This is a genomic window from Sphingobacteriales bacterium (genome assembly GCA_016700115.1).
GTDB lineage: Bacteria > Bacteroidota > Bacteroidia > Chitinophagales > UBA2359 > UBA2359.
Window position 1 is genome coordinate 3,506,883 of sequence record CP064999.1, and the last position, 17,564, is coordinate 3,524,446.

The 17,564-nt window shown below is 36.1% G+C and carries 14 protein-coding genes; 5 read left to right on the forward strand and 9 right to left on the reverse strand.

Going from position 1 to position 17,564, the window contains the following annotated elements:
• Positions 1–2: 2 nt before the first annotated feature.
• Both IPM47_12540 and IPM47_12545 read right to left on the reverse strand, forming a co-directional pair.
• Positions 3–242, reverse strand: a complete 240-nt coding sequence (locus IPM47_12540; GenBank protein ID QQS27708.1) for a ferrous iron transport protein A — start codon at positions 240–242, stop codon at positions 3–5.
• Between the two features lie 130 nt (positions 243–372).
• Complete coding sequence (locus tag IPM47_12545) at positions 373–1,053, reverse strand: TolC family protein (protein QQS27709.1); 681 nt, start codon at positions 1,051–1,053, stop codon at positions 373–375.
• Between the two features lie 30 nt (positions 1,054–1,083).
• Here IPM47_12545 and IPM47_12550 point away from each other — a divergent pair, with 30 nt between their 5' ends.
• On the forward strand, positions 1,084–1,269 hold the full coding sequence (locus IPM47_12550; protein QQS27710.1) for a hypothetical protein: 186 nt from the start codon (positions 1,084–1,086) through the stop codon (positions 1,267–1,269).
• 54 nt (positions 1,270–1,323) lie between these two features.
• Here the strand turns inward: IPM47_12550 and IPM47_12555 are convergent, their stop codons facing one another.
• The 6 genes from IPM47_12555 to IPM47_12580 form a co-directional block, all read right to left on the reverse strand.
• Entirely contained in the window at positions 1,324–2,211 is an 888-nt protein-coding gene (locus IPM47_12555) for a glycosyltransferase family 2 protein (protein ID QQS27711.1), read from the reverse strand.
• A 122-nt stretch (positions 2,212–2,333) separates the two neighbouring features.
• Positions 2,334–3,845: an O-antigen ligase family protein gene (locus IPM47_12560; protein ID QQS27712.1), complete on the reverse strand. Its 1,512-nt coding sequence runs from the start codon at positions 3,843–3,845 to the stop codon at positions 2,334–2,336.
• A gap of 218 nt (positions 3,846–4,063) precedes the next feature.
• Positions 4,064–4,735: an acyltransferase gene (locus tag IPM47_12565; protein QQS27713.1), complete on the reverse strand. Its 672-nt coding sequence runs from the start codon at positions 4,733–4,735 to the stop codon at positions 4,064–4,066.
• Positions 4,710–5,981 carry a glycosyltransferase gene (locus IPM47_12570; protein QQS27714.1) on the reverse strand — a complete coding sequence of 424 codons (1,272 nt, stop codon included), beginning with the start codon at positions 5,979–5,981 and terminating at the stop codon, positions 4,710–4,712. The genes IPM47_12565 and IPM47_12570 overlap by 26 nt, the downstream gene beginning before the upstream one ends.
• Positions 5,978–7,387, reverse strand: a complete 1,410-nt coding sequence (locus IPM47_12575) for a flippase (protein ID QQS27715.1) — start codon at positions 7,385–7,387, stop codon at positions 5,978–5,980. Before IPM47_12575 ends, IPM47_12570 begins: the two co-directional genes overlap by 4 nt.
• A 50-nt stretch (positions 7,388–7,437) precedes the next feature.
• Positions 7,438–9,672 carry a hypothetical protein gene (locus tag IPM47_12580; protein QQS27716.1) on the reverse strand — a complete coding sequence of 745 codons (2,235 nt, stop codon included), beginning with the start codon at positions 9,670–9,672 and terminating at the stop codon, positions 7,438–7,440.
• 382 nt (positions 9,673–10,054) lie between these two features.
• Between IPM47_12580 and IPM47_12585 the strand changes: the two genes are divergently transcribed.
• The 3 genes from IPM47_12585 (at position 10,055) to bshC (ending at position 14,473) form a co-directional block, all read left to right on the forward strand.
• Positions 10,055–11,242, forward strand: coding sequence for a glycosyltransferase family 2 protein (locus tag IPM47_12585; protein ID QQS27717.1), 1,188 nt, complete (start codon positions 10,055–10,057; stop codon positions 11,240–11,242).
• A gap of 168 nt (positions 11,243–11,410) precedes the next feature.
• Positions 11,411–12,148: a DNA repair protein RecO gene (gene recO / locus IPM47_12590; protein ID QQS27718.1), complete on the forward strand. Its 738-nt coding sequence runs from the start codon at positions 11,411–11,413 to the stop codon at positions 12,146–12,148.
• 717 nt (positions 12,149–12,865) lie between these two features.
• Positions 12,866–14,473, forward strand: a complete 1,608-nt coding sequence (gene bshC / locus IPM47_12595; protein ID QQS27719.1) for a bacillithiol biosynthesis cysteine-adding enzyme BshC — start codon at positions 12,866–12,868, stop codon at positions 14,471–14,473.
• Positions 14,474–14,574: 101 nt separating this feature from the next.
• Here bshC and IPM47_12600 read toward each other — a convergent pair whose 3' ends face one another.
• Complete coding sequence (locus IPM47_12600; GenBank protein QQS27720.1) at positions 14,575–16,596, reverse strand: caspase family protein; 2,022 nt, start codon at positions 16,594–16,596, stop codon at positions 14,575–14,577.
• Positions 16,597–16,850: 254 nt separating this feature from the next.
• Here IPM47_12600 and IPM47_12605 point away from each other — a divergent pair, with 254 nt between their 5' ends.
• Positions 16,851–17,468 (forward strand): NAD(P)-binding domain-containing protein, encoded by a 618-nt coding sequence (locus IPM47_12605; GenBank protein ID QQS27721.1) that lies wholly within the window; start codon positions 16,851–16,853, stop codon positions 17,466–17,468.
• The last annotated feature ends 96 nt before the right edge of the window (positions 17,469–17,564 follow it).

Sequence of the window (17,564 nt, forward strand, 5' to 3'; positions counted from 1 at the left end):
CTTTATTGGCCGGTTTCAGTGTCCACAAAAATCTGGGCAGCTTCTTCCGACCTCAATGCAAGATTTAAGGACTCTATGCGGATGTAAACCGGATTATTGCCAATTGCTTTTCGGAGAACGGTGATGTTTTTACCCGGTAAACATCCCATTTGCATCAGTTTAACACTCAAAGCAGTTGGTGAGAGCGAAGCGATTCGAGCCGGCTTATTTAAAGGTAATTTATCTGCGGTTTGAACGGTCATTTTACGAAGGCAATAAGTTTATTTATATTCATTCTAAATAACAGTCGCAAAGGTAATTCTGTTTTTAGAAAACGGTAAACTATTTTCTATCAAAATGACAACAAAGGGAAGGAATAATTGTAAAGCCGGTTTAATTTTTCTTTTGGTATTTTTCTTCAAAGACTTCTTCCAGCTTTAGCCCGATTAGTTCTTCAATATTGATTTTGGCAATTTTAAGATTGGTTTCAGCCATAAGTTTGTTTTCACGGGCTTTCAGATAGGCTTCAGTGGCTTCGTTTAACTCTTTCAGTTCTCCTTTACCTAACTCCATATTGCTTTTGGCGAGCAAATAGGAAGAATACAACTCTTCAACTGCCTGTGCGCGAATTTTTATTATCTCCAGCGTCAGCAGATATTCTTCATAACGGCGGGTTACTTCCCCACGCAGGAGGAGTTTTGCCTGATTGATTTCTTTAGCTGCAATTTCAGATTTATAACGGGCAATGTTAACATTGGCCTTCCGGTTAATAAACGAGCCGAGATTGAGTGTAGCTGAAAGATTGTAACGGGGGAAAAAAATATTATCAGTACCGTCATTACTGCCCCAGTTTTTGATATTGGCTTCATTGAGATTAAAAGAGGCATTGAGGTCTTTCGTCCATTGCAGTTTGGCAAGCTTTATTTCTTCCTCCGAGATTTTTTCTTCTAACTGTAACCCGTCATACTGAGGATTATTCATCCATGCCAATTGAATAAGCACCTCTACATATTCTTTTGCCCTGACTTCCAAAGGAGGAACAATTTTGTCGAAGTCTGTTTTTTGAGCAAACATCGGGTTTGTAAAAACAAACCCCAACAGGATTTGAAAGATAATTTTGAAAACTATGCTTTGAATATGCAACTGCATGAGTATGATCAGTTTTTCGGACAAAATTTATATAGCTCCATCATCAGGCAAACCAAGCCTGAACCGTTGATGGTTAAAAGTGTATCAATTTTAATGCCTAACATTACCACGTTTCATCTGACTGAACTATATTCACAATAGAAAAGGCGTTGCGACAGATAATTTGTGGATAATAACAGCTCATTTTATAGCGCCTTATTTACTGCTTTCAGCTAAAATAGGAGGTTGAAAATAATTGCGGGCATATCTGACAATTCGTTTGGTAAATGCAGAAAGCAGACTGCCATCAGTCAACAATCTTCTGTCACTGGTCCAAACCCGTTTGTTTGTTTTTACCAGTTTAACTTTTCCAAGACTGCTCAGTTCAAGCGCCATCCAGCCGTCTTCGCTTCTTTGGGTAACCTTTCGGTTAAGGTCATGTTTAAATCCGCCTACTTTTAAGCCGTCTTCACGCCGGTATGCAAAATTAAATCCCATCACATTTACACACTCATTCTCTTTTCTGCGTAAAGAAAATGCGGCTTCGGCCAGAATTTCGTGGATAGCAAGCCCAATCCGGGTCAGTTGGCTACGGTTATGAGGAATAAAAGAATAGCGTCCGTAAACACAGGCAATGTCCTTATTTTTAATGAGTGTGTCAACAAAGCGATTACCCCAGTTGTCGGGATAAATGCTGTCTGCATCTGCACTGAGGATATATTTCCCTTTTGCAGCTTCCAAGCCGGCTTGCCTTGCATAGCTAATCCCCTGACGTTTTTCAAAAACACTGCTTACCCCGCAAAAATCGAGAATGTCCTGTGTGCCATCTGTCGAGTTGTTATTGGCCACGATCAGTTCTGTGGGATATTTTGGTTTTAACTTTGAAAGCGAAGAAAGCGTTTTCAACAAATCGGCTTCTTCGTTATAGGCAGGTATAATAATTGAAACCAAGGGGTTTTCCTGCTTAAACTGCTTAAGCCCGTCAATCACTGACTTTAACTCCAAAGGAATGAGGCTGATTTTAGTATCAATCAGTTGTTGTCTGCTGATTCCCTGCCGGTCGTGCAAAACGACCCATCGGGGCAGTATAAATCTTTGAAACATAAAGTTGAGTTTAATAAGGGAGTAAAAATTTTCATTGTAGGCACATTAACTTAGGTCTTGTATTTAAATAGTTTCAAAGCAATTAAAAGGGTCAAAGGTTTCCTTTTTTTTAATCGGATTATCTAAAAAGATTTGGTTTGAAGTTCGGTATTGCCAACAAGTTCGAGGTCAATCTGACGAAGCCTTACCAAAGCAGCAACAGAAATATAATAGATGATGCTGTTAGGAAGCAAAACAATCGCTTCCTGCGGATAATTCGCAACTGTCAGCAGTGCAACTATCATCAAAAAAGCCAAAGAATAAGATTTTACTGCCGGGTCACGGCTACGTATATAAGTTCTGATTCCAAGTACCAGCACACTGAATGTAAAAATGGTAAAAAGCAGCAGTCCTATCCAGCCTTGTTCAACAGCTATTCGAATAAGCCCGCTATCAGGTGGAAACTTTGACAGCTCGGAATTTGGAGAAAACCTTTTCCCCCATTCACCGGTACTGCCCAAACCTCCGCCCATCGGATTGCTCCTTATAAATGGCTGAACATTCTTTTGATTTTGCAGGCGTAACTGCATAGATTCGTCTTTTGCAGGAGTAAACGCTGAACGTACCCTGTAAAGAGTAGCATTCCCCGGAGATTTTACGACAACAATGGCACCGGCAAAAAACAAAACAGTTGAGATTATAATGATCCGTGGCTTAAATGTAATAAATGCAAACAATGCCAATCCAATGGGAATTAAAACAAAAGCTGCCCGTGTACCGGAATAAACCATTGCTAAAACCATAATGGAAAAAGACAACAACAGATAGATTCGTTTCAACAACCCTATCTGACTTGATGTGGACAAGCAAAAGCAAAAAACACCGATATATGCGGTCAGAATACCAAAAGTTGTTGGGTCAGAGAGAAATGAAAATTTCCGGAACCTGCCCCATTGATAAATCAATTCGTATCTTGTTTCATCTGCATTAATCCATGCCCATTCGATAGAATTAAATCCGTTAAACTCCTGATAAATCCCATAAATTGCAGCAAGCAGGGTGAGGAATATGAGCAGATGAACGAATACGCCAATGCTTTTCAGGTTGTTAAAAGCATATAACACCACAAAGTAAAGCAAGGTTAGACCTGCCATCCCTCTAACCGTATAAAACCATGCCATCTGTGATTGCGAATTGGGATTTAAAACCTCAAGCAAATTATAGGCTATCCATATCAAGATTAAAACCGTAACAGGATGCTTCAGTACCGATATGTTTCTCTCAAAAGATTGTCGGATAAAAATTCCAAAAAACAGAAAAAAGGTAAACACATCCAGCAAGATACCAAGAGGCGGTTCGCCCGGCAAGTATTTTTTTACCCCCATCACACAAAATGACACAACAAGCAAAACATTGATTCCGAACAATGGGCTAAACAAACAAATCAACAAAGCCGGGATTCCTACGATTAAAGCCAACAAAACTGCTCCATAAGTAATTTCAGAGGTTGCAGTCAGATAAGCAACGCCAAAAGAAAATACTAAAAGAACAACCGCCAACAACCATTTAGTAGTGTTGGACAACACTTTGCTGAACAAAGGAAGCGAATGTGGTTGGCCGGTCTGGCTTAGTATGTTAAAAATCTGATTGTTCATCCGACATCTAATTTCAATTAAAAGAGAGTTCTTAAAATAGTGGGAACGGCACTAAGTCCGTTCACCACTTGTAAACCGCTCAATTTTTAAAAAAAGACTATTTTGAAAAATAGTCCGAAACAAACAATGAAAAAAATTGCAATCAGTACGAATTCTATTAATTGTTGTAAGGGTGTTAGTGAATGTTGTTTGTTCATAAAGCGGTCTGGTTTTTAAAATTATTGATATATGGGTTTAATCGTTCGTTGGTAATTATCAGCACTGTTTGCTAAAGATATATTTTCCCACTGCTGACTTGATAGCTGATATTGTTTGATTACTTTAGCCGGATTGCCTGCAACCACACTATAGGGAGGAACATTTTTGGTAACAACGCTTCCCGCAGCAACTACTGCATGTTTTCCGATTGTAACCCCTGCCGTAATTACAGCATTTGCACCAATCCAAACTTCGTCTTCCACGACTATCTGGGCAGTCGTGCAAGGCTGCTGACTAATAGGCTTATGAATATCCTGATAGCTGTGATTTAACCCGGAAAGAACAATGTTTTGAGCCAGCATGACATCATTTCCGATGTTTACCGGCCCGATAACGACACACGATAAACCTATACGGGTTCTATGACCTATATTAACTGCTCCCATTCCGTTATTTATAGTGGAGAAATCCTCGATGGTCGAATCATTTCCAAGCGTAAAGGTGTTGAAGGGGAATACATCTAACCGGGCAGAGTTGCAAATTTTTGAGTTTTTCCCTTTCGGATGCAAAAAAGGATTGACCAAAAAAGATACCCACCATCGCGGGCGTGCCTGATTTGCCGGCATAATTGCCCAATGTACAAATGCTTTCAGTTTGGCATTAGACTTAATGAATTGTTTCAAATGCTTCATTGTAACTCGTTGAATTGGGTTGGGAAAAGGGTAGGTGTTTTCCGATTAGGCGCAAAAGTTCTTTTGCCCTGACCGTCCAGCTATTCATTTTTGCAACTTCTATCCTTGCAATCGCTTTGGTTTCATTATTTTCACTGATTTCGTCTTGTATAGCTAAAGCAAACTCAACCGGAGAGTTGGTCAGATGAGCAATCTGTCCAAACATTCTGATATCTTCTGAAAAAGGGGTACTTACAACCGGCTTACCGGCTGATAAATATTCGTTCAATTTTAAAGGGTAAATGCTTCTTGTCAATGTATTGCATAAGAATGGAATAATACAGCAATCAAAATACTGCAAATAAGCGGGCAGTTGCTCAATGGGTTTAGGTGGAATAAACAATAGATTGGGTAAAGGTTGTAGCTCTTCATCAGTACATTGTTTTTTACCAATAAAAACAAACAACTTCTCAGGCATAGCTTTGGCAAGATATTCAATCAAGCCAAAATCAATGCGTAAACTGCTGATGTCTCCAATATACCCGACAATATGCCTGTATGTTTGAGTATCCCATACCTCCTTTATTTCTGTCGGCACTTCATATTTATTAGAAACAGAAAGGTGAAATAAATCAAAATTTGCAGCATTAGGCAAGTAATGAATTTTAAGACCTTGTTCGCTTAACTTTCTGGTCAGCTCTCTGCTGGTTGCTATATTCAGACCGGCTTTTTGTAAGGCTTCTTGTTCTAATCTTATTCCATGTCGGGCAATATATTTTTCCTGACTGATATCATCGGTAGATTGATAGACATGTAAAACCGGTTGTATCGTTGTAGGCAAACTGCGACAGTAATAAGGATCAAAAGAATTGATGAATACAAAGTCTTTCACCCCATAATCAAGGATTGTTTGCCGGATACATTGCTTTACAATCCGGTCGTTGATTGTTGAAAGAAAATTGTAGAGTTTGCCCTCCGGCAATGCGTTGATGGATAATGTAAGCCCAGGAGTTACTACTGTGAAATTCTCTGGCAGCCCTTCGATTTTTCGGTAAATATGTGTTCTCTTCAACAAGGCCTGTTTTCTGGTTTGAATACGTGGCGTTCTATATTTGGAGATAAAATCTTTCAAGGTAAAAGGATGGTCAATATAAAAGACACGATGCGTTTTGCTCAACTCTTTGGCCAACGAAAAGATAGTCGAAGAATACACATCGTCCCATCGGCACATAGTCAAAATGAAAATATCAAAAGCGGCATTTTTCATGGCTTGGTAGTATTAGGTTCAGGAGTAGATGCCGTTTTTCTTTGAATATGGGTTAAAGCTTTGCTTAACAGATTTCCGGTAATGCCCGGAATTTGAATATAAAACCGTCCAATATATCTGGCGATGTCAAGAATATTAATTTTGAGCTCTTTGTACAAAATGAGTTGGTTCAAAATAAAAGTAACTACAAATACAGTCAAAGTGCCGTATGCAGCCCCCATAGTGCCGAAACGATGGATAAAGAAATAGTTAAAAACCAGATTTAATCCGGCTCCGAAAACTACAAAATAAAAATTTAGGCGTGGTTTGCCAATCGAATCGAATATTGTCCCAAATTGACGGGCAAAAGGAAGAAACAAACCGTATAATGCGGTAATTTTCATTAATGGCGCAGCATCAACATACTTACTTCCGGCTATCACCCAAATAATCCATTCCGGGAATAGAAACACAAATGCAATGCAAGGCAGCAATAAGGTTAAAACAGCAGCTACTGATTTTTCATACAGTTCTTTCACACTTACATTTCCGGAATTTCCGTTGTTGCTACGCGAGCTTTGAGGAAAAACCACGGAGGCAGTGGCCGAAACCGGTATTTCCATCAGGTTGTTGATTCGGGTAGCTAAATCATACATTGCAACTGCTCCGGTTGACAATATAGAACCGAGCATAAACTTGTCAATACTTTTGTGAAGCATTGCCCCCATATTGGTTCCAAAAACAAACCTGCCGTAATTAAAAAGTTTCCTGACCCAATTAAAATCTATCTTATTACTCAGTACAATATATTTGCGGGAGTAAATATAAGCTGTAAATGCTCCCACAATTGCTGCTATAGCATGGAAGAGAGTAATGTTAAATAAAGTAGTTTTGTGTAAAATAAATGTTGCCAAAACTAAGGTAAAAAACATCCCTTGCCTCACAAAATTTGACCAGAAAACCCCTTTAAATTCTAAATTAGCTTGTTGCAAAAAAGTAAATTGCGAAAAAGGTATCAAAGCAGTAGTACTTATCGCATAGAAATACAACATGTATTGTAATTGAGGAGAACGCCATAATAATGACAATGCACCAGCAAAAACGCATAAAAGGGAAATACTAATCAGTGTAATAATTATATTTAAAAACAAAGAAGCAGTATTGATACGGGCATATTGGTCTTTAAAATCCGGAGACTCGGGGTTAAGTGAGGTGATAAATTTAATAAATGCGTTTTGTATCAGACCATTTCTGGCAACTTCAATAAATGCGGCAATCGTTAAGAACAATGCCCAGACTCCAAAATCTTCTTTTGACAGAACTCTGAGCAGAATCAATACACTGCCAAATCCGAACAAAACAACAGAAAGCTGCTCGAAAATGGTATAAAACCCTGCCCGGAACCAATATGACGAAGTTGATTTCAAAACGATTGAATTGTAATTTGAAACTCAAAAAATATAGAGAAACAAAATTCTCAGTTCAGGTTAGAAAGTTTTACCTTATTTAATACTGCGCCTAAAAATTTATTCCCCCCTTCATTAGTGGACAGGTTTTTAAAATAATTTAGCGCATTTGAATCATTCGATTTATAGGAAGATGAAGCACTGAAAACAGCAATCATCTTATCCGTATATCGTACCATCTCTTTGGTATCTGCAAATTTGTTGATGGCAGCCCCTTCCATAATGATAAAATCAAACAACAACGAAGCCTTTTCTAAAAAGGCGTTAAAATCGGTTTGGCTGAAAACTTCAGAAGGGGAGTTATTTTGAGGATAAGAAGCCATGACTACAACTCCTCCTTGATCTCCGGTTTCCTGAGAAAACATAGCTTTCGGAGTGGAAAAACTTCTGTTCAGCCGGTATAAATCAACAAGTTTTTTTAATTCAGACATTTCAAGTGCCAAAGGAAAACCTTTTGCTATATCTGATTGACTGTTGTTGTTTAGAATTTTACTAATGGTATTGTTTTTAAAATTTGTATCAATCAGCAATACTTGCTTGCTGTTTCTCATCAAAGCATGAGCTAATGCAATTGCCAGATACGTTTTCCCTTCTTTTGGATATAGGCTGGTAAACAATATTCTTTTAGCTCCGGATTCTTCCACTGAAAAGCGAAGTTTTCGGATCGCCTCGCTAAAAAATTCTTTATTTTTTTTGTTAAACCACGAACTTAAGCCCGGCAACATAGATCCGTTGACATAATTTACAGTTTCTAATACGGGTAATCCCGTAAATTGAGTAAACCGGTTCGGAGCTGTGTAAGAATTGTCAATAAATGCCAGAAAAAATATAAAAGCTGTTGCTAACATAAAACCAGAAACCCCGGCCAATGCAGTAATCATTCCGGTCTTAGAGGCTTCCGCTTTCTCTGGTAAAATCCCTTTTTCAATAATGTTTAAGGGATTGGTCAAAGATTGTACTGCAAATTCTGTCGAATTTAATCGGTTCAGAATTTCTAAGTATTCGGTTGAATAGGAGTTAATATCTTGTTCAAGATTTGCAATTGCGGCTTCTCCGGAAACCAACCCTGTTGTACTGCTTTTAAGGCGTTGTATTTCCTGATTTACAGACACCAGGCTTGCTTTCGCAATTTCAAGTTCTGTTTCTGCTTCTATCTTTTGAGCTTCGATTTCCTTTTTTGAAGTGCTGTTTTGTATGCTTTGCTGTCCCAAAGCCGAATTTTTGATATGAACCTCTAATTGAATATTGAGCGCATCAATTTGGTTTTTAAGCTCTTTGTCTTTTGACCCACCGTTTACATATTGTTGTGTTAAGGTATTAATTTTTTCTTTGGTTTTTGCAACTTCCCGGTTATATTCCCTTAACTGGCCAAGCGTATGATCGTTTTGATTCAAATAACGGTTGTAGTTTCTGATAGCTTGTTCATAAGAAGGTATTTTTTGGCTGATTTCTTCACGCTGAAGTTCCAAATCCCTGATTTGTTCGATTGTCGTTTTGGCCTGAACAGTATAATCTACCACATTATTGTTCAATTTATATTGTCGAAGACTTTCTACCTTGCCGGTCAACTGTCTTTTTTTATCTTCAGCTAACTGGGTATAGTATTGCAACGAATTTTTAGTCTGAGCATTAGTGGAAGCATTATAGTTTTCGGTAAATCTTTCAGACAAGGTATTTACCGTAAATGCCGATAAGGCAGGATGATTAGAGGTAAACTCAACCCGTATATAATCTGTACTGCCTACTCTTTCTATTTTCAGATGTTTCAGTATTGAGCTCTGATCATAACCTAAAGCCTTTAAAAGCTCATTATAAATTTCCCCCATTCTTCCGGGCAAATCTATCTGATTTTGGTTTTCATTACTGCGAATCCAATCGGCAATTTGTCGTCGTTCATTTTCAGTGTATTTTCCTGATTCGACCGGAAGTATTCGGAATGAATTTTGATTTTGTTCAAAATCATGCAAATACAATTCTTTCGAAAGCATAGATAAACTAACTCTGGATTTCATCATTTCTATGATGGCACTCAGTGTGTTATCAACACGGTATGGTTGAATGTAGGCGGCACTACTGCTGACTTCATTTGGATTATTAATAACCCCGGTAGATATAATAGCAGCAGATTTATAGCTTAAAGGCTGTTGTTCGGCAAACCAAAAGGCTGTTGCAGCAGAAAAAACTGCTATGAATAAAATTAGCCATTTGTTTTTGTATAGTTTGCCCCATAAAAGTAGCAAATCCATTTTTTTGAGCGGTTGTTTGAGTAATACGGGTTTAGCCTTACGGCAGAAAAACATTGGAAAATAAAGAGGAGGTAATCGGCATGAGAAAAATAAATTGCCTCATTTGATATTGCTGATTACCTTTACCTCTTTGTCTTTTCCTTTTGTTGTTTGAGTTTAATAAGGGTGCTTGTTTCTGTTGCAAATATAGAGCAATTACCTGCGAATTTGCTGTTTTGTCATAGCTTTGTCAAAAAACAATGACTAATTTCAACTAAGATAAATTGTTATCTTGCGCAAATTTTAAATGCTTGAACCCTTTGAATCAGGCTATTTTTGTCTTGAAAAAAAGTTACGTAAAATTTTGGTTTTAGTTTCAATCTTGCCTATATATTTTTAACCTATGTTTGAACAGTTCCTGTTTTTTTTATGCCTGCTTATTTTGTTCTATACTTATATAGGATACGGCATATTGCTATATATTTTAATTAAATTGAAACGCATTTTCTCGGTTAATAACCTCACTACAAACCATGCACAAGATTTTCAAGCCGTAACAACTCCTGTAACAGTTTTAATTGCAGCATATAATGAGGCAGATTTTATTGAAGACAAAATTCAAAATACTTTAGCTCAGGACTACCCTTCTGATTTAATGTCTGTTTTTATTGTATCTGATGGTTCAACTGACAACACAACAGGTTTAGTTGTGCAGTATGCTGCTATTCAGTTGTTCCATATTCCTGAACGCAAAGGAAAAATTGCGGCCATTAACCGGGTGATGCCTTTTGTTAAAACGCCGGTTGTGATATATACCGATGCAAATACTTTGTTAAATCGAGAAGCGGTTTCAAACATCGTTCGGCATTTTGCAGATCCTAAAATTGGTGCTGTGGCAGGAGAAAAAAGAATTAGAGTGAAACAAAACGATGATGCAAGTTCTGCAGGCGAAGGTTTTTACTGGAAGTATGAATCAATGCTCAAAAAATGGGATTCAGAACTTTATTCTGTTGTCGGAGCTGCAGGAGAATTATTTGCAATTCGAACGGAATTGTTTGAAATGGTTCCTACTGATACTATTATCGAAGATTTTTATAAAACTCTAAGAATTGCCCAAAAAGGGTATAGAGTCGTCTATGAACCTGAAGCTTTTGCAACTGAAGCTCCATCGGCTTCTGTTTCTGAAGAGTTAAAACGCAAAGTCAGAATTGCTGCCGGTGGATTGCAAGCCATCTACAGGTTAAAGGCTTTGTTTAATCCATTAAAATACGGAATTCTCAGCTTTCAATTTATCTCACATAGAGTTTTACGGTGGACACTTGCGCCATTTGCTTTACCCTTACTTTTGCTGTCTAACCTTTTTTTAACTATCCAAAATAATGGTTGGTGGTCTGTTGTGCTTGTGTTGCAGATGGTATTCTATCTTTCAGCTTTAATTGGATATTTTCTTGAATCCAGAAAATTGAAGTTTAAGGTGTTTTTTATACCTTATTATTTTTGTGTCATGAATTATGCCGTTTATGCGGGATTTTGGAGAATATTAACCGGAAATCAATCCGTTATTTGGGAAAAGGCAAAACGCGCAAATTGAACTATTTTTTAATTCAAAAATAGCCTTCAATCTGTTAATAATGAAATTTTGTGAAGATTTTAAAGTATTATTCTGACCTTTGACCTATTAAAAATAGGGCTGCATTATTACAAAAATAAACTTTATACAACACATAGAGTTCGATTTAAACTTAATCGCACAAAGGAAATGCTACATCAAACACAAGGCATTGTGCTCAAAACTTTCAAATTTTCCGAAACAAGTGTTATTGCTAAAATTTATACGGAAAAATTTGGGCTTCAATCATATATAATAAACGGGGTTTATGCTAAAAACAACAAAAACAAACCCGCTCTATTGCAACCTTTAACCATATTAGATATTGTTGCGTATTATCGGGAACACAAAAACATTCAACATATCAAAGAAATAAAGCCGGCGTATCTTTTTGTAAGTTTATTGACAGATGTCGTTAAAAGCGCACTTACGTTGTTTTTCTCAGAGGTATTGTATAGAACCATTAAAGAAGAATCTCCTAATCCGGATCAGTTTAAGTTTTTAGATGATTTTATAGTCTGTTTTGATCAAATTTCTTTTCCAACAGCTTTTGCGAACCTTCATTTATGGTTTTTGATACATTTTGCTCAGTTCCTCGGTTTTTCACCTCGTCAAAACTTTTTTTATACACAACGTCCTTATTTTAATTTAGTAGAAGGCGAGTTTACCCATCATCCACCAACCCATTCTTACTTTTTAAAACTTCCTTTAAGTCATGTATTATTCAAACTAATGAATCTTCGAGCCAATCAAACAGAACAAATACGATTATCAAAATCAGAGAGAACTCAATTGCTACATGCCCTGCTCACTTATTACAAACTCCATATCGAGGGTTTTGGAGATTTAAAATCAATCAGCGTACTTGAAACAATATTTGCAGATTAATTCTTTTAAAAAATGCTTCTCTTTAGCCCAATTCACTATACCATTTCTGTCTGTTATATCAATACAATTGAAATTTGATTTATGCCATGTATTCTCCTAAAATTAGCCACCAAAACTGCAATTACAAGTGGTCTAAATCAAAAAAATGCTACCCCAATTCGTAAATCGAAGATTCTTGTAAAGATTTTTATTTGAAATTGTCTTGAATTCCTGTGAAAATTTTGTTTTAAAAACGAATAAAATTGACATTTTTCCCTTTAATGAAATAGGAATTGAAACAAAACTATTTTCAAAATTTAGAAAAAAAACAATTCTAAAGAAAAAAATGATAATTGAATAGTTGAAAATTATAATTAAGTAGGTTAAAATGATAATTGAAAAGGCAAAAATTTCTTTTTAATCCAAAGAAAAGTTAAACTTAGAAAATAAAATTGACTTTTTGGGAAACAAGAAAACAAGAATTGATTCAGTTCTTGCTTCATTTTTCTTTTAGGTTAACATTTTTTTCAAGAAGCATTAGCCTTAATTTGATTGTAAATCCATCTTGTTCACCTCAATAGTTCAATTGTTTTGAAACAGAACATCAGTAACTAAGACGTTGAATCTTTATCATTTGGACTTAACTAAAATTTCAATTAGCATTACACTTTTTTCATAAGAGGAATACAGTAAAATGCTGTATCTATGAACTAATCCTCGTTTACAAACTAAGTAGCTATGCAAAAAATTTTGATTGACTATTCAAAAACAGGGTTTTTTTCAACTCTTATTCAAGACTATTTAGCGCAAAAAAATACAGTTTTACCTTTTTACAATTATGCACCTACGATTGAAAACGCATTGACAATTGCTCAGAAATTTTCATTTCCACAATCTTCAAGACAGTTATTGGTGAAAGTTCTTGACCGGCAATATTCCGGTTTTGAAATTTCGGATGCAACAAGACACAATATTCAAAGTTTGCTTCAACCCAATAGTTTTACCGTTGTAACCGGACACCAGCCCTGTATTTTAACAGGCCCTTTATATTTTTTGTATAAAATAATCACTGCGATTAATTTGTCTGAAAAATTGAACCTGCAACATCCCTCTAAACATTTTGTGCCGGTTTATTGGATGGGTTCTGATGATCATGATTTTGATGAAATTAATCATATCAATCTTTTTGGGAAAACAATTACCTGGGACCAACCACTTCGAACTGCAACAGGAAGACTATCCCCCCAAACTTTAAGGTCTTTATTAGAGGAATTGCGAAACATTACCGGGCAATCTGTAATAGCGAATAACCTAATGGAGGTTTTTGAACACGCTTATCTTCAACATCAAACCTTAGCACAATCCACACGTTTTTTGGTCAATTATTTATTTGGACATGATGGTTTGATTGTAATTGATCAGGACGATAAAGAATTGAAAAAACAGTTTGCACCTGTTATGAAAGATGAACTGTTGGCCGGCAGGAGTTTTCATCTCGTTCAGACAACAAACGAACTTCTTCAGGAGAAAGGCTACCCTAATCAGGCTTTTGCCCGTCAAATAAATTTGTTTTATCTCACGGATGAGTTTCGAAATCGTATAGAGAAAAATCCGGATAATAATAGTTTTACCATCCATCAGACTAATCTTAGTTTTACTTCTGATGCAATTCTTTATGAATTGGAAAACCATCCCGAACGGTTTAGTCCCAATGTTATTTTGCGACCCCTTTTCCAACAAACCGTTCTTCCATCAATAGCATACATAGGAGGAGGCGGAGAATTGGCTTATTGGCTTCAGTTAAAATCAGTTTTTGATTATTATCAGGTATCTTTTCCAATGTTATGGCTTCGAAACTCGGTTTTATTTATTGATGCTGCGGTTGTTACAAAAATGAATGCCATTTCTTTACAACCTGAACAATTGTTTGTTGATACAGAAACTTTAATATCAAGGTATGTGGAAGAGCAAAGCATCCATAACTTAAATCTTTCTGAACAAAAAAAACTTATCATTCAAATATATGATCAAATCAAACTCCAGGCTTTAAAGATTGACCCAACCCTTGAAGCATCAGTATCGGCAGAAGCAACTAAAGCCACGAATGGAATGGAAAATATTGAAGCCAAATTGCTCAAAGCAGAAAAACGCAAATACGATACAGTGTTACAACAAATAAAAAACATCAAAAACAAGCTTTTTCCAAATGGTAATCTTCAGGAACGCTATGAAAACTTTATCCCGTTTTTTCTTTTGTCAAACGGACAATTTATATCATTGTTAAAAAAACACATAGACCCAACTGATCATAAATTTACCATCCTCCTCAATGATTCAACCTCATAAATTTCTACATTTACTACTTTGCTGTTTTTTTAAAAAAAAACGACCGGAAATAATACATTCCGGCCGTTTTGGTTTTGGGATCCTACCAAATTTTAACAAATTTATCTCACTCCTGCTACCGGCATATTCAAATCAAAATTGCCAAACAACGAAGGACTTTGGTTATTGCCCGTATAGCTTCTTACTTGTTTTTCTACGTAATCGTAAAGTTCTAAAATAGTAATGAGTTTGTCTTTGTTAATATCAGATTCTCCCTTCAAACCGCGAATTAAAAAATGGCTAAATACTCCTTGTCTTAAACCCAAATATTCGACCGACTTTTCCTGTGCTTTTGATGACATCAGAATAGCAGTTCCTCCAGTTGTCTTATTGATTGCATTATAATAATTAGATAGTACTTTTTCAACCTCATCAAAACCATCTCTGGATGCATATTGACTGAAACTACCTGCATAACAGGCATCTGTGATACAAAATTTATACTTGGCATGATTGTTTTCAAAAACATCATAGATGTCACCGTATGGTAGAATATTGTTAAAGCCGTCATAATCAATAGGTAAAAGCCCAGTATTTAACCCATGTCCGGCATAATAAAATAAAATGGCATCATTTTCCCCTGCCTGGCTAAAAGTCTTAACCAATGCCTGCATAATTCGGTCTTTTGTGGCATTGCCGTCAATCAATAAGGTAATCTGATTATCTGGTATTGCACCTCCTTCCGGGCTTTTTAGGAAAGCATACATCAGATATGCATCATCTTTAGTAAATTTCAAACTTTGAACATGATTATAGCTCGCAATGCCGACAACAACTGCAAACACTTTTGGCTTATTTGTTTCACGTTTCATTGTTTCATAATCAAAAACTGAGAACAATGGACCATTGTATCTTTTTACTTCCTTTAGAAATGATTCATCTGTTTTAGGCTGTAAAGGTTGAGCATTCTCTGCAATCAATTGTTTATTGTCTGTTGTGGTTTTTAAAGTTTCAACCTGATTGTCAGAACTATGGGTTACCTGTTGTATTTGTTGTAAACTTTTTGGTGTAACAACCGGAAAATCTGCTTTCATGAATTTAACTTCATTTGAAAGTTTTTTGGGTATATTCGCAATGGCTAAACCGGTTCTTATGTTTGAGGGCAGATAAGTTGAAATTTCGTTTGTTTGAACAAAGATTTCTTTTGTAGGATTTTGATAAATATGAATAGTATTGTCTAATGAAGTTGTTACAATTTGGTTTCCGTTATGCGAAAAAGCAACACTGTTCACAGCACTATAATGACCGTTAAATGTAAACATCAATGTCCCTTCCAAATTCCAAAGTTTGGCTGTATGGTCATTCGAAGCGGTCAAAACAAACTGCCCGTCCGGAGAAAAGACAGCTTGATTAACTCTACCATTATGTCCGGTGAAAACCGAAATTTGTTTACCGGTATGTGTCAATAGATAAGCTTCATTAGCAATAGAAATCAGTATTTTCTTATTATCCGGAGAATATTGAATGGATCGAATTTGTCCGTCAAATTTATTAAATGTGCGAAGCATCTCGCCATTTATTGTCCATAGCTTAAGACTGTTATCATCTGATGCTGTAAAAATAAAGTTTTCGTCTTCCGAAATAGCAACGGAATTTACTACATCTGTGTGGCCTTTTAGTATATGCTTCAACTTACCGGACCGGTCCCATATCTTGCATAGTTTATCTTCTGATGAACTGACAAAATAAGATCCTGATTTTGAAACTGCAACAGATGTAACTGCTTTTGAATGTGCATCAATAGTTTGTATCAATTTGCCTTCCGGAGACCAAATTCTAATGCTTTTATCTTCAGACACAGAATATATATTGCTTTGACTATTTACTGAAATGCTTCTGATTGGCTTTTCATGCCCTTTTAATACATTGATTTTTTGCCCTTGGTTATTAAACACACAAATACTGTTGTCACTTGCAACAGCTATAATATTTTGGCTGTTGATTGAAAAAACAGCTTTTGTATAATAAGTCAAATCTCCATTATCAATTTTAATATACGGTTTTTCAATATTCTGTTGTGCTACAAGCAGATTACTACTGAACAGGAGAACAAGACATAAAACTTTGCAACTTAAGTAGGACATATTCATCAGTTGATTCATTATAGGTCATTAAAAAACGAAAGCAGTTGTACGGATTATTTCTATATCTAACTTCATTTCAATAAACATTTACCAATAATCGGGCCATTTCTGACTTCAAAACTTGAATAGTTTAAAAAATCAAAACCATTTCATACATTTACCCGAAATTTTTATTCCATTTTTTTAAAACCAATTGATTTTAAGGCTTTTACGACCTAAAATTTTTTTTTTCTTAAGTCATAACCGAGTAAAAAATGAAAATTGCTATTATTGGTGTGGGTAATATTGGAGGAACATTGGCGAAAGCATGGTTGAAAACCGGACATGATATTCTGCTTGGTGTCCGGGATATTGAATCAGACGGAGTTCAAAGTTTATTAGCATTAAGCGACAGGGTAACTGTAAAACCTATTTACGAAGCTGCACAGGAAGCTGAAGTCATATTAATTGCAGTCCCTTCTCAATCCGTTTTTGATGTAGCTAAAAATCTGGGTTATGTGGCTGATAAAATTATCATAGATGCCATGAATTCTGTTGGAACTAAGCCGGAGCCTTATCGAAATACAGCCGAGGCATTACTTGGACTTACCCGCTGCAGGCATTTGGTCAAATGTTTTAATTCAACAGGTTGGGAAAATTTAGCAAATCCAGAATATCCTTTATCGGCAATTGATATGTTTTGTGCAGGAAACAGTGAAAAAGGCAAAACAATAGTCAAACAACTTGCAAAAGAAGTGGGATTTGCTGAATGTTACGATATTGGAGGAGATGATAAAATACAATTGCTTGAAGATTTCGCACTCTTTTGGATAAATCTCGCAATCACCCAACGACAAGGAAGAAATATTGCATTCAAATTATTGAAACGCTGATGGTTATCATATACCATGTTCCGTAGATTTTATAAAAAAAAGGGATTTGTGTTGACATGAAACACAATTCCCTTTTTTTATTTATACTGCCCCCTT

Coding starts and splice junctions, on each gene's coding strand:
- IPM47_12540 (QQS27708.1), bottom strand. CDS start 242: ATGACCGTTCAAACCGCAGATAAATTACCTTTAAATAAGCCGGCTCGA.
- IPM47_12545 (QQS27709.1), bottom strand. CDS start 1,053: ATGTTTGCTCAAAAAACAGACTTCGACAAAATTGTTCCTCCTTTGGAA.
- IPM47_12565 (QQS27713.1), bottom strand. CDS start 4,735: ATGAAGCATTTGAAACAATTCATTAAGTCTAATGCCAAACTGAAAGCA.
- IPM47_12600 (QQS27720.1), bottom strand. CDS start 16,596: ATGTCCTACTTAAGTTGCAAAGTTTTATGTCTTGTTCTCCTGTTCAGT.
- IPM47_12580 (QQS27716.1), bottom strand. CDS start 9,672: ATGGATTTGCTACTTTTATGGGGCAAACTATACAAAAACAAATGGCTA.
- IPM47_12560 (QQS27712.1), bottom strand. CDS start 3,845: ATGAACAATCAGATTTTTAACATACTAAGCCAGACCGGCCAACCACAT.
- IPM47_12605 (QQS27721.1), top strand. CDS start 16,851: ATGAAAATTGCTATTATTGGTGTGGGTAATATTGGAGGAACATTGGCG.
- bshC (QQS27719.1), top strand. CDS start 12,866: ATGCAAAAAATTTTGATTGACTATTCAAAAACAGGGTTTTTTTCAACT.
- recO (QQS27718.1), top strand. CDS start 11,411: ATGCTACATCAAACACAAGGCATTGTGCTCAAAACTTTCAAATTTTCC.
- IPM47_12570 (QQS27714.1), bottom strand. CDS start 5,981: ATGAAAAATGCCGCTTTTGATATTTTCATTTTGACTATGTGCCGATGG.
- IPM47_12585 (QQS27717.1), top strand. CDS start 10,055: ATGTTTGAACAGTTCCTGTTTTTTTTATGCCTGCTTATTTTGTTCTAT.
- IPM47_12555 (QQS27711.1), bottom strand. CDS start 2,211: ATGTTTCAAAGATTTATACTGCCCCGATGGGTCGTTTTGCACGACCGG.